The sequence below is a fragment of the Psychrobacter sp. NPDC077938 genome, from assembly GCF_044542635.1.
Taxonomy (GTDB): Bacteria; Pseudomonadota; Gammaproteobacteria; order Pseudomonadales; family Moraxellaceae; genus Psychrobacter.
On sequence record NZ_JBITUW010000001.1, the window covers coordinates 684,853 to 697,276 of the forward strand.

Consider the following 12,424-nt stretch of genomic DNA (forward strand, 5'->3'; position numbering starts at 1 on the left):
TAACTGTCGTTGCACTCATCGATCATAAGACGTGCAAACTATAAACATATCAATGCCACCTATTACAGGTGGCATATTAAAAACTTACTTATTTTCTTTCGCGTTTTCTAAGTTAGCTGCGATGCGTTCTGCTGCTGCTTCGCTGTTTTCACTATGATTATCTTCAGTTTGACCTTTAAGTGCTGCTTCTGCTGAATCAGAACGTTGTTGCTCAAGCTTAGTATCGTTTGGATTAGAGTTTGACATAGTATCTTCCTTAGTTATGGTTATAAATGTTAGTTATAAAAATTCGAAATTTAATAGTACTTAATTAATTGAAATTGTTTAGTTAGGATTCAAAATTCTAAGATAAAGCTTTGTCTATGGCATCAACAAAATTGGGTATATCGTCTGGGTTACGCGAAGTAATAAGATTACCATCTACTTGTACTGTCTTGTCTACGTAGTTTGCTCCAGCGTTTTCTAAATCTAGTTGCAACGTAGGGTAAGCGGTAAGGGTTTTGCCTTTAGCAATACCTGTATTTATAAGAACCCAAGGAGCATGACAAACAACAGCTAATGGCTTTCCTGCTTCATTAATAGCATTGATAATTTGATGAGCCTTTTCATTACCACGAATAGTATCAGCGTTCACAGTACCACCTGGTAACACCAATGCATCATAGTCAGAAACGTTAGCATCTTCTACAAAGATATCAGCAGTAAAAGTATCACTCTTATCTACGTCTTGCTGCATGGCTTGCACTTCTTTTTTATCATTTGTTGTTATGAGAAGTGTTTTATAGCCTTTGTCTTTTAGCTGATTATTGACGTCTTCATACTCTGCTTGTTCGAAGTGATTATGTAGTAAAAAAGCGATCGTTTTCATAAATTTCCTTCTTCTTATCTATTAGTTTTTGTGAGCCAGTATATTTTTATAAGCTAATTTTATTATTATTCGGTAGTACATTTTCCTTTGAACTACTTTGTTTTTATTTAAATGCGTCCTTTTTGCATTGGTTTTTACTTTTGATTGGCTATTTCTAATTGTCTGTTATTTTAATTATTTGCTTCATAGCAATTTTTTATTTTTATAATATTTATCCATTTTATTTTTTAGCTCAGCATTCCCTATCTGATGAATCTAGAGTACAAAAAAAACAGGTTTCACCATAGGCGAAACCTGCAATAAAATGTGACGGTATGTGATTAGTGTAAACTATTAGTAAATCAGGCCAATGTTAGGTGGTAGTTTCTCTATTTAAGTAACATTGATGAAAACGTTACTATTAGCGCTGAATCAATTTCTTAGGTTGTAGACGTCCGTTTAAGCTCACAGACCCCAAACCAAGAAACTCTCCCTGCTCATTAAGTAGACGTATATCAACAGGTATTTCGTGCCCTAGGAGCTGAGGTACATCAAGATCAGTATCAGCTTTACCATTGGTACTAGCGTCATCATTGATACCGACAGAACTATTATTAGATAGTTGGTCAGAAACTATATTAGCAACATAATCTTTAAGCTTACCTGTTAGCTCATCAAATACGTTTAGGCGCTGCCCCATATGTACGCGGGCGCATTGTTCCTCTGTCAGCGTCAGTTCAGCATCGATATCAATACAAGCATCGATAGGCAGCAGCCAAGACTGACGCTCCTCTAAACTATGCTCTTCTAATGATGATAAAGCGAGCGCATCATCAATGCTAAAGCTCCCTACTTGTGTACGACGCAATGCCGTCAAATGTCCTAGCGTACCTAGCTGCTTCGCAATATCTTCCGCTAACACACGTACGTAAGTACCTTTCGTACAAGTAACCGTTAGAGTAATCTGGGAATCGTCTATCATCTGTAGATTGATTGCTTTAATCGTGATATCTCTGGGCGGTCTATCAACCTCAATACCAGCGCGAGCATATTCATACAATTTTTTGCCATCTTTTTTTAGCGCTGAATACATCGGTGGTATCTGCTGCTGAGCGCCCAAAAACTGCTGGGCAATAGTCGCTAATGAGGCTTCATCAAATTCTGGGATAGAAGTCTGCGTTACGATTTGGCCATCAGCATCACCAGTATCGGTTTGACTACCTAGCAAGATAGTCGCTTGGTAAGATTTATCAGCATCCAGTTGATAATGGCTAAACTTGGTGGCTTCACCCAAGCAAATAGGCAACAGGCCAGTTGCCATTGGATCAAGCGTCCCTGTATGCCCAGCCTTTTTACTATCGTGTATCGGTGATTTAAATAAATACTTCACTTTTGACACGACTTGCTGCGAGGTCATACCTTTGGGTTTATCCACCAATATGACACCTGAAACTTTTACTTTTTCAGGTACTTTACTGGCTTGTTTATCAACTTGCTTAGACGCTATAGACATAATAATAATTTACTCGTCATTCTCGTTTTGCTCAGTTTTAGTCACGGCCTTGCTAATCAAGTCCATCATATAGTTACCACGAGCAGTCACTTCATCGTAATGAAAACGTAGGCGCGGCGTAGTACGTGTCTTTAAGCTATGGCTTAATTCCGTACGCAAGAATCCTGCCGCTTTATTCAATACTTTGATGCTTTCTTCATGGTTGGTCTTGTTCATAGCATCATTGAGCTCAGGCTCCATGATAGTGACATAGACATCCGCATAGCCTAAATCTGGGCTAACTTTGACGCTAGAGATCGTGACAAAGCCTGTTAGACGAGGGTCATTGACTTCATCGCGAATAAGAACAGCAAGCTCACGCTGAATTTGATCGGATAAGCGTTGTAAACGTTGGTTCATGTTATTACCTTACTTTAATGGGCTTATTTTATTACTGTATAAGTCTGCTGACTAATAGGTGTTGCACTGATATGTGCTAAAAAAGGCCTAGCAGGATGTACCTGTTAGGCCTAAGTACAGCTGAATATTAGCAAAGTATCTAAACAGCTCAGCGGGTTACGCATATTGCATTGATACCTACTCTGCTATCGAACAACAGCTTTAGATAGTACGTGCGAACTCTTGGATTTCAAAGACTTCGATCTTATCGCCAGCTTCAACATCATAGCCACGAACGGCCAAACCACATTCCATACCAGTACGTACTTCATTAACGTCTTCTTTATAGCGACGCAACGATTGCAATTGACCAGTAAAGATGACTTGATCATCACGCAATACGCGGATAGGTTTGTTGCGATAGATTGTACCTTCGACCACCATACAACCAGCAGCAGCACCGAACTTACTAGAACGGAATACTTCACGAACATCTGCAACACCAAGGATTTTCTCACGATGTTCAGGCGCAAGCATACCGCTCATTGCTGATTTAACATCATCGATCAAACCATAGATTACACTATAGTAGCGAATATCCATATTAGCAGTATCTGCTTTACGGCGTGCGGTAGCATCTGCACGAACGTTGAAGCCTAACAGTACCGCTTCACTAGATTCTGCAAGGGTTACGTCGGACTCAGAGATAGGACCAACGCCTGAACTGATCACTCTGACTTTTACTTCATCAGTAGACAATTCGTTTAGGGCAGCTAGTAGTGCTTCAAGTGAACCACGTACGTCTGTTTTTAGTACGATATTCAAGAATGACACATCGCCTTGGCCCATCTGGTCAAACATGCTTTCTAAACGCATCGCATTTTGACGCTCAAGTTGACGCTCACGCTCACGGTTGGTTCTAAAGTCCGCAACTTCACGAGCTTTTTTCTCATCCGTCACAACTAGGAACTCACTACCAGCAGCAGGTGTTTCAGGCAGACCTAAAATCTCTACAGGGATAGAAGGGCCAGCTGACTTGATACGTTGGCCATGCTCGTCAGTCAATGCGCGAACTTTACCATAATGTTCACCAGCTAGAACCAAGTCGCCTTGTTTCAATGTACCTTTTTTCACTAGGACACTAACAACAGGACCACGACCTTTTTCAAGTCTTGACTCAATAACCACACCCTGAGCAGCACCGTCTAATGGCGCTTCTAGTTCCATTAACTCAGCTTGCAAGCTAATGAATTCTAGTAGGTCTTCGATACCTTCGCCTGTTTTGGCTGAGATACGAGCCATTGGTGTATCGCCACCCCATTCTTCTGAAACAACTTCTTTCGTCGTTAATTCATTAAGAACACGGTCAGGATCAGCGCCCGGCTTATCCATTTTATTGATAGCAACAATAATCGGCGTACCAGCTGCACGTGCATGATCAATCGCTTCTGCTGTTTGTGGCATCATGCCATCATCAGCTGCAACAACCAATACAACGATATCAGTCGCTTGAGCACCACGTGAACGCATTGCGCTAAACGCTGCGTGACCTGGAGTATCAAGGAAAGTAATAACACCGCGATCAGTTTTTACGTGGTAAGCACCGATATGCTGTGTAATGCCGCCCGCTTCACCATTCGCAACTTTCGTTTCACGAATTTTATCTAGTAGTGAGGTCTTACCATGATCGACGTGACCCATGATAGTCACTACTGGTGGACGAGTCTGGATGTTGCTGCTACGCTCATCAACTGCGTACTGTAAGTCATCTTCGACTTTAGTATCACTAACTGGTACTGGGTTGTGACCCATTTCTTCAACAAGCAAGCTTGCGGTTGCTTGATCAATCGTATCTGACTCACGAGCCATTTCACCCATTTTCATAAGTAATTTGGTTACTTCGCGAGCTTTAACCGCCATACGCTGAGCAAGATCGGCAACTGAAATTTGCTCACTAATCTCGACATCATAGACGATTTTTTCAACAGGTTTTTCAAACTTATGCTGTGATGCTTGAGTTGAACGCAAACCGTTTTTGCGGTTTTTGATTTCGCGCTCATCTTGGTTCTTACGACGACGACCACGAGTACCAGTACTGTTCGAACCGCGTTTGATTTCGCGACGCTCTTTTTCGAACGACTCTTCTAGTGCATCACCGACCAAACCTTCAGCCAATGGCTCATCTTTACGTACTTCAGTAACAGGCTCACGATCTGTATATTTACCAGCCATTTTGCGCATTTGCTCAAGTGTACGCTTTTGCGCTTCTTCAGCTTGTGTGCGGCGGGTTTCTAGTTCAATTTCACGCAGACGCGCTTCTTCTTTCTCACGAGTCTCGCGAGCTTTACGTTCAGCAGCGGTTTCAACTTTAGGCTTTGTTGCAGCAACTTTTTTCTTCGGCTGTTCTTTAGGCTTAACTTCAGCAGTCGCTTTACCGCCTTTTTTGACAACAACTGATGTAGAAATATCATCATTCTTGTCATCTGATTTTTTGCTAGAGCCTAAGCTTGCGCGCATTGCTGCTAGCGTTGCTGCTTGACGCTCTTCCGCTTTTTTCTTAGTAGCGGCGCGTTCTTCAGCTTCTTTTGCTGCACGTTCTTGAGACTCAATTAGAGCCTGCTCACGAGCGGCTAACTCTTCAGCCATTTTTTCTGGATCAGGCTTTTCGAATACTTTCTTTTTACGCACTTCTACGTTGACGCTCTTAGATTTACCAGAAGAGCCGGTCACACGTGCAGTACTGGTCGTCTTAGATTTAAGACTAATACGACGCTTTTCTTGTTGACCATGACTTTGCTTTAAATACGTCACCAGCTTTTCTTGCTCAAGCTCGGTGACTAGGTCATCCTCTGCGCGAGCAGGCAGGCCAGCATCTACTAATTGCTGCTTTACAGCATCTGTAGTTTTGCCTACCATTTCTGCCAGTTCTTTGACGGTCTTATCTGCCATTTATTATCACCTACTGTCTATTATTTGCTATATGTTCAATTCAGTTGTTGGCTACAAATGATTGGGTTAAGGCTGATACTTATAAATAGATATCAGCACTTTATTCTCAATAGCATATCACCAAAAGACAGCGATATGCAGTTACCGCTTATTCATCGAACCAAGATTCCCGAGCTTTCATGATGAGTTTTCCTGCAGTTTCAGAGTCTAATCCTTCGATATCTTCTAGATCGAAGACGGCTTGTTCTGCCAAGTCATCAACAGTAATGATGTCTTTTTGCGCCATTTTATAAGCCCAACTGACTGTCATACCTTCAAGCTCTTGAAGCTCTTGACTTGGCTCTTTCATGTTCTGTTGTTTGACCAGTTCATCAGCGATGACAACTTCTTTAGCACGCTCTTGAATCATATCAATCGCTTCATCGTCTAGACCTTCGATATCATAAAAAGTCTCAACTGGTACATAGGCAACTTCTTCGATACTGGTAAAACCAATATCAACCAATGCCTGTGCTAAATCTTTATCTACTTCTAGGCGCTCATAGAATAATTCAATAAACGCTTTTGATTCGTTTTGTTGACGTTGCTGATACTCTTCTTCGAGCATCATATTAAGCTTATAGCCCGTCAACTCAGACGCTAGACGTACGTTTTGACCTTGTGAGCCAATAGCACGCGCCAACTGATCATTGGTGCTAAAGATAATATCTGCTGTTTGCGTATCTTCATCTAAAATGATACTGCTTACGTCAGCAGGCTCTAGAGAGCTGATGATGAACTGGGCCGGATCATCTGACCATACCACCACATCAATACGCTCACCGTCTAACTCTTGCTGTACTGCTTGGATACGTGTACCACGCATACCAATACAGGCACCAACTGGATCAATACGATGATCGTTGGTCTTCACGGCTATTTTAGCACGAGTACCTGGCAGACGAGCGACGTTACGAATTTCGATAATTTGTTCTGCAATCTCAGGCACTTCTTTTTGCATCAATGCTGATAGCATTTCAGGATGAGTACGAGAGAGTAATAACTGTGCACCGCGGTTTTCACGGTTTACATGGTACAAGATAGCGTTGATACGCGATTTTGCACGGAGTTGTTCGCGTGGCAACATTTGATCACGTGACAAATAACCTTCGGCATTGTCACCCAAATCAATAATATAGCCATCACGAGTCTGTTTTTTGACTTCGCCATACATCATCTCACCAACACGCGGCTCGAAAGCATCTGCAACTAGTGCACGCTCAGCTTCACGAATCTTTTGGATGATAACCTGTTTGGCTTGAGTAGCAGCAATACGACCAAATTCGATCGATTCAATTTGCTCTTCTTTAATATCACCAATTGACCATTCTTCTTGGTCAAGATCGGTGATAGCAAGCTGACAAGCTGGCATTTCATGGTCTTCATCTGCAACCACTGTCCAGTAACGATAAGTATCGTAATCGCCAGTTGCACGGTCGATTGCTACCCGTACAGCCACTTCTGGCTGCTCGGTATATACTTTTTTCTTAGTCGATACCACCAAAGCGTCTTCAATTGCTTCAAAGATATCTTCAGGATTTAAGCCCTTTTCATTACTGACAGTTTCTACTACCGTTAAGATTTCACGACTCATGCTATACCTGTCCTATCATTTTTTAATTGACTTAAATTTTATAATTTGGGTGCTGCTATTATATAGTTGCTATAAGCCACATAAGCTATTGGAAGATAAAACTGTCTATCTATAAACAGTTACCCTAGTAAAAATTAGGCATCTTCATAAATCAAATTGGCTTTATCAATATTACTTAATGCGATTTCAAACTGCTCGCCATCGCTTGACGTCAGTTTTAAAGCGTTTTCATCAATACTATCTAAAGTACCTGTGGCTTTACGACGTTTTTGATCGCCTGTACCGATAGCTTGAATCAGACGCAAGCTCACAGTTTGACCAACATACGCATGCATTTGCTCATCTGAGAAAAACGCACGGTCAAAACCAGGTGAAGATACTTCTAAAATGTACTCACCAGCGATAGGATCATGAACTTCTAAAATACCGCTTACTTGATGGTTCACTGCCGCGCAATCTTCAATCGTTACTTGTTTATCTTGGGCTTGCTCTTCTGGCAATGCCTCAATATAGATACGTAGTAAAGAGCGACGACCTTGTGGCGCAAACTCGATACCCCATAATGACACATCACAAGCGGCCACGGCAGGGGCAATAATATTAGTCAGTTCTGCAACTTTAGTCGAAAGCTTCATAATCTCTTTGTATTTTCCTATTCACTTATCTATCGTACTTAGTAAACCGTATTAAAGATTGACTCTTATCTATATATAGCAATCTTATAATGATAAGAATCACGGTCAGTATATAATTTTAAATCACAAATATATGATACATATTGTGCATTTATATAGGGACGAGCGTAAAAAACATCAAGCTCGGCCAAACAATGCTTTTATTATTTATAAAGCACTACTATCGATAAAAGTATGAGGAATAAAAGATAGTGTTGCTTAAGAAGCATCGTGCCGGTAGCGGCCGATGATGACCAGTGACGAGTAATATCGTACTCTATAGACTTAGAGCTTAGCATAAGTAGGATAGATACCGCGATAACACTGACCTTCAGATACAAAAAAACCCACAAACATAATGGTGGGCTAATCGGTACTGACAAATTTAGTGTACAAAACATCAGTATAAAAAGTGGTAGCGGGGGCTGGATTTGAACCAACGACCTTCGGGTTATGAGCCCGACGAGCTACCAGACTGCTCCACCCCGCATCAATCTAGAACGCATATTATAGGGAGGTTTCGTAGAAGTGTCAATACTTTTTTTAAATTAATTATAAACTAAGTATTATCTGCTAAAAATCCAACCTGACGCTATGCTGCGCCTGTAAAACTTGGTGCGATTGGGGGGACTTGAACCCCCACAGCTTTCGCCACCACCCCCTCAAGATGGCGTGTCTACCATTCCACCACAATCGCATTGTACTGCTCTGTTCCTATCATCCAGTCTATAATCAATGATGCTTAAGGTAGGCACCTATAGAACAGGAGTTGCGAAAACAGGAAAGCATTGTAAATCTAACCTACCAAAATAGCAAGCGCTGCCTACTTAAAAGAGGCTTACTCGGAATGTTGAGTCATTGGACGCGGCGTTTGCGGTGCTGAAACTGGCGCATCTAGACGAAACTGATCTTCTGCTTGCTTACGAGCATGAACAGCAAGCGTCATACTAGTAATAAAAAATATGACTGTTAGTACTGCCGTAGCACGTGTCAAAAAGTTAGCAGTACCTGCTGCGCCAAACACGGTACCTGATGAACCGGCACCAAAAGAAGCTCCAGCGTCTGCCCCTTTACCATGCTGTATCAGAATCAAGCCGATCATGGCAATGGCCACAATAATATGCAGGGCTAATATAAACGTAAACATGGTGGCCTCTTTTGCCGCGTAATGACGACTGATAACGAAAAATAAAACGTAAGGTTAATAGAATGACAATCGGCATGATCAAATACCAAATCGACTATATAAATAAGGCGCATTGTACACGATTGCAAGGGCAGTGTTAAACCTACTTTTACCAACCGATAAAACTATACTCTCTATAAGCTATGATCTTGATATCTGAGCGTTATTTATTCATTTAAGCATTGGCTTGGTTAAAGGCATCGGCAATCGCTAGAAAGCTCTCTGCTTTTAACGAAGCACCGCCCACTAATGCGCCATCAATCATAGCGTCAGAAGCAAAGCTATTGGCATTATCAGCATTAACACTACCGCCATACAGCACGGTAATCGTATCTGTTATATCAGCAAAGCTTGCAACCGTTTGCTTGATATACTGATGGGTTTTACTCACTTCTGCCACAGTAGGCACTTTACCTGTACCAATGGCCCATACAGGTTCGTAAGCGACGAGCAGCTTTTTAGATAACGATGATGCTAAATCTGGCTGTTGAGTCAGTAAATCCTTAATAACCGAAAGTTGCTCATTGATAACATCGAGTGTTTGACCATTATCATACTGCTCTTGCGTTTCGCCGATACAAAATACCACACCTAATTTCTGAGAAAACGCATGAGACAATTTGCTTATCAGGCATTCATGAGACTCTTTGTGATATTGGCGACGTTCAGAGTGGCCAAGTAGCGTCCAAGTGGCACCTGCATCTGCTACCTGTTGGGCTGAGCAGTCACCCGTATAGGCTCCTGTATTTGCACTATAAGTGCTAACGTCCTGTGCTGCACAAAGTATTGAGCTATCTGCTAGACGCGTACTCACTGTATTTAAATGAACACAACTGGGCGCTACCATTAATTTACAGCGGTTTTCTAATGTCTGCGAGTTGGCTTGTTCTTCAGTATTAACTTTAGTCAATAAGTCGTCCAATAGTGCATTGACAGCACTGTTAGTCGCAGGATTCTGTTTCCAATTGCCAATTACCCAAGCTTGCATACTTATTTACCTTGTCTCATATATTCATGCCAATTCGGCTAATATGCGCGTCAGTATAACAAATAATTCGTAAGTGCTATAGTAGCGTGCGACCATGAGCAGAATCACTTCTGCAAACTTATCTACAGACAATATATCGATAGACCGTTATTTTTACGAGCTAGTCGTCTAATGGTATATATAATTTTTTCAAACTAAAGTAAAGTTCTATACTACAGAGTTCATTAAATCAAATATTGTTGCTGGTTCTATATATAGATATACAGGTAGATAAGATAAACAAAGCAAGACAGTTATAGCGAGTTATCAACTAGAAACAACAAGTATATAGCGTGCAATACCAAGCAAGTCTACAGAATATTTTGTATCAAAGGAGAGGTTATAATGTCTATCGCAACCAGTAAGTACGGTGGTCTAGCGCAGCAACTGATTAGCGACGGTGTCGTTAGCGAAGCAAATATGAAGACGGCACAGATTGAGTCGCAGCAGCAGCAAATAGGACTGGTGCCTTATCTGGTAGACAACAAACTGGCTGATGCTTATCAACTTGCCCAAATGCTGTCCCAAGCTTTCGGTGACCCTCTATTTGATCTTGATGCATTAAACGTTGATGTTATTCCAAAAGACTTGGTTGATGAAAAAATCGTTCGTAAGTTTAATGCTTTACCACTCTTTAAACGAGGACAACGTCTATTTGTCGCACTAAGTGATCCCACACGCGTTGATGCTATTGATGCGATTGCCTTTAATTCTCGACTGTCGATAGAAACCATTGTTGTCGAAGAAAATAAGCTCAAAAAGCGTATTGAAAATATTTACGCGGATACGATGCAAAGTTTTGATAGCTTTTCTGATAATGATTTAAGCGTTGGTTTTGAAGATGGTGATGAAGATAAAGAGGATGGCGAAACTCAGCTGAGCGACGGCGTCGATGAAGCGCCTGTCGTAAAATTCGTCAATAAAATGCTAGTCGATGCCATTCGTATGGGTGCTTCTGATTTACATTTCGAGCCATATGAAAAGTCTTTCAGAGTACGATTTCGTGTCGATGGCGTCATGCAAAAAATGGCCAATCCACCGGTTCAACTTGCGAATAAAATTGCAGCACGCTTAAAGGTCATGTCTCAGATGGATATCTCAGAACGTCGGGTACCACAAGATGGGCGTATTAAACTAAAAATTTCTAAAAATAAAGCGATTGATTTCCGGGTAAACTCATTACCGACGTTATTCGGTGAAAAGCTTGTTTTGCGTATCCTTGACCCATCATCAGCCATGCTAGGTATTGATGCATTGGGGTATGAACCAGATCAGCAGGAAATGTTTTTAGAGGCATTACACAAACCACAAGGAATGTTGCTTATCACTGGTCCTACTGGTTCTGGTAAGACGGTATCACTTTACACTGGTATCAATATCTTAAATACTGGCGCAACCAATATCTCAACGGCTGAAGATCCAGTCGAAATTAACCTTGAAGGAATTAACCAAGTCAATGTCAATGCCAAAGTTGGTCTAACGTTTGCCAATGCGCTTAAGTCTTTTTTACGTCAAGACCCTGATATTGTCATGGTCGGTGAGATTCGTGACCTTGAGACTGCTGAGATCGCTATTAAAGCTGCGCAGACAGGCCATATGGTTCTTTCTACTTTGCATACTAACTCGGCACCTGAAACATTAACGCGTCTACGTAACATGGGTGTTGCCTCTTTTAACATTGCCACATCAGTCAACCTAGTTATTGCCCAACGATTGGCACGACGTCTCTGTAAGAACTGTAAAAAACCTATTAGCATACCGCGTCAGAGCTTATTAGAGATTGGTTTTACTGATACTGATCTAGATAACACTGATAATGTCATTTATGAACCAGTTGGCTGTAATGAATGTCGTGAAGGTTATAAAGGCCGTGTAGGTATCTATGAGGTGATGAAAGTCAGCCCTGATATTTCACGCATTATCATGGAAGATGGTAACGCAATAGATATCAAAGACGCTGCCATTAAAAACGGTTTTCGCGATTTGCGTCGTTCTGGAATTTTAAAAGTACTGCAAGGTGTCACGAGTATCCAAGAAATGATGCGGGTAACTTCTGAATAATAAATGAAATTATAGAATATATATGCTATGCCTTAACATCTTGACTTTCAGTTGCTAGAAAAGTTATAAACTAGCAATGTTCTTTATCGTATAACTTTAAAAATAAAACAGATAAACACTGGTTTTTTAAGCTAAAATAAAGTATGCCTGACTAAT

At 41.2% G+C, this 12,424-nt stretch carries 10 protein-coding genes and 2 tRNA genes; 1 reads left to right on the forward strand and 11 read right to left on the reverse strand.

Annotation, left to right across the window (positions count from 1 at the left end):
* Positions 1-84: 84 nt before the first annotated feature.
* The 11 genes from ACIGBM_RS02905 to tpiA form a co-directional block, all read right to left on the reverse strand.
* Positions 85-246 (reverse strand): hypothetical protein, encoded by a 162-nt coding sequence (locus tag ACIGBM_RS02905; RefSeq protein WP_397476688.1) that lies wholly within the window; start codon positions 244-246, stop codon positions 85-87.
* A gap of 97 nt (positions 247-343) precedes the next feature.
* On the reverse strand, positions 344-868 hold the full coding sequence (locus ACIGBM_RS02910) for a type 1 glutamine amidotransferase domain-containing protein (RefSeq protein ID WP_397476689.1): 525 nt from the start codon (positions 866-868) through the stop codon (positions 344-346).
* Positions 869-1,268: 400 nt separating this feature from the next.
* Positions 1,269-2,360 carry a tRNA pseudouridine(55) synthase TruB gene (gene truB, locus ACIGBM_RS02915; protein WP_397476690.1) on the reverse strand — a complete coding sequence of 364 codons (1,092 nt, stop codon included), beginning with the start codon at positions 2,358-2,360 and terminating at the stop codon, positions 1,269-1,271.
* A 9-nt stretch (positions 2,361-2,369) separates the two neighbouring features.
* The gene (locus tag ACIGBM_RS02920) at positions 2,370-2,759 is read right to left on the reverse strand and encodes a ribosome-binding factor A (RefSeq protein WP_102078739.1); all 390 of its coding nucleotides are present in this window, start codon (positions 2,757-2,759) and stop codon (positions 2,370-2,372) included.
* Positions 2,760-2,960: 201 nt separating this feature from the next.
* Positions 2,961-5,687 carry a translation initiation factor IF-2 gene (gene infB, locus ACIGBM_RS02925; RefSeq protein ID WP_057757754.1) on the reverse strand — a complete coding sequence of 909 codons (2,727 nt, stop codon included), beginning with the start codon at positions 5,685-5,687 and terminating at the stop codon, positions 2,961-2,963.
* A 148-nt stretch (positions 5,688-5,835) separates the two neighbouring features.
* A complete protein-coding gene (nusA, locus tag ACIGBM_RS02930; RefSeq protein ID WP_057757751.1) occupies positions 5,836-7,320 on the reverse strand; it encodes a transcription termination factor NusA in 1,485 nt (494 codons plus the stop codon).
* 134 nt (positions 7,321-7,454) lie between these two features.
* Positions 7,455-7,955: a ribosome maturation factor RimP gene (gene rimP / locus ACIGBM_RS02935; RefSeq protein ID WP_102092655.1), complete on the reverse strand. Its 501-nt coding sequence runs from the start codon at positions 7,953-7,955 to the stop codon at positions 7,455-7,457.
* 452 nt (positions 7,956-8,407) lie between these two features.
* Positions 8,408-8,484: transfer RNA gene (locus tag ACIGBM_RS02940), tRNA-Met, on the reverse strand.
* A gap of 123 nt (positions 8,485-8,607) precedes the next feature.
* Positions 8,608-8,691: transfer RNA gene (locus ACIGBM_RS02945), tRNA-Leu, on the reverse strand.
* Between the two features lie 141 nt (positions 8,692-8,832).
* Positions 8,833-9,141 carry a preprotein translocase subunit SecG gene (secG, locus tag ACIGBM_RS02950; RefSeq protein ID WP_191114493.1) on the reverse strand — a complete coding sequence of 103 codons (309 nt, stop codon included), beginning with the start codon at positions 9,139-9,141 and terminating at the stop codon, positions 8,833-8,835.
* 214 nt (positions 9,142-9,355) lie between these two features.
* On the reverse strand, positions 9,356-10,168 hold the full coding sequence (gene tpiA, locus ACIGBM_RS02955) for a triose-phosphate isomerase (protein ID WP_397476691.1): 813 nt from the start codon (positions 10,166-10,168) through the stop codon (positions 9,356-9,358).
* Between the two features lie 384 nt (positions 10,169-10,552).
* Here tpiA and pilB point away from each other — a divergent pair, with 384 nt between their 5' ends.
* Positions 10,553-12,268, forward strand: coding sequence for a type IV-A pilus assembly ATPase PilB (pilB, locus tag ACIGBM_RS02960; RefSeq protein ID WP_397476692.1), 1,716 nt, complete (start codon positions 10,553-10,555; stop codon positions 12,266-12,268).
* The last annotated feature ends 156 nt before the right edge of the window (positions 12,269-12,424 follow it).

Excerpts from the sequence above, each read along its gene's own strand:
- ACIGBM_RS02905 (WP_397476688.1), bottom strand. The coding sequence starts at position 246 with ATGTCAAACTCTAATCCAAACGATACTAAGCTTGAGCAACAACGTTCT.
- ACIGBM_RS02910 (WP_397476689.1), bottom strand. The coding sequence starts at position 868 with ATGAAAACGATCGCTTTTTTACTACATAATCACTTCGAACAAGCAGAG.
- truB (WP_397476690.1), bottom strand. The coding sequence starts at position 2,360 with ATGTCTATAGCGTCTAAGCAAGTTGATAAACAAGCCAGTAAAGTACCT.
- ACIGBM_RS02920 (WP_102078739.1), bottom strand. The coding sequence starts at position 2,759 with ATGAACCAACGTTTACAACGCTTATCCGATCAAATTCAGCGTGAGCTT.
- infB (WP_057757754.1), bottom strand. The coding sequence starts at position 5,687 with ATGGCAGATAAGACCGTCAAAGAACTGGCAGAAATGGTAGGCAAAACT.
- nusA (WP_057757751.1), bottom strand. The coding sequence starts at position 7,320 with ATGAGTCGTGAAATCTTAACGGTAGTAGAAACTGTCAGTAATGAAAAG.
- rimP (WP_102092655.1), bottom strand. The coding sequence starts at position 7,955 with ATGAAGCTTTCGACTAAAGTTGCAGAACTGACTAATATTATTGCCCCT.
- secG (WP_191114493.1), bottom strand. The coding sequence starts at position 9,141 with ATGTTTACGTTTATATTAGCCCTGCATATTATTGTGGCCATTGCCATG.
- tpiA (WP_397476691.1), bottom strand. The coding sequence starts at position 10,168 with ATGCAAGCTTGGGTAATTGGCAATTGGAAACAGAATCCTGCGACTAAC.
- pilB (WP_397476692.1), top strand. The coding sequence starts at position 10,553 with ATGTCTATCGCAACCAGTAAGTACGGTGGTCTAGCGCAGCAACTGATT.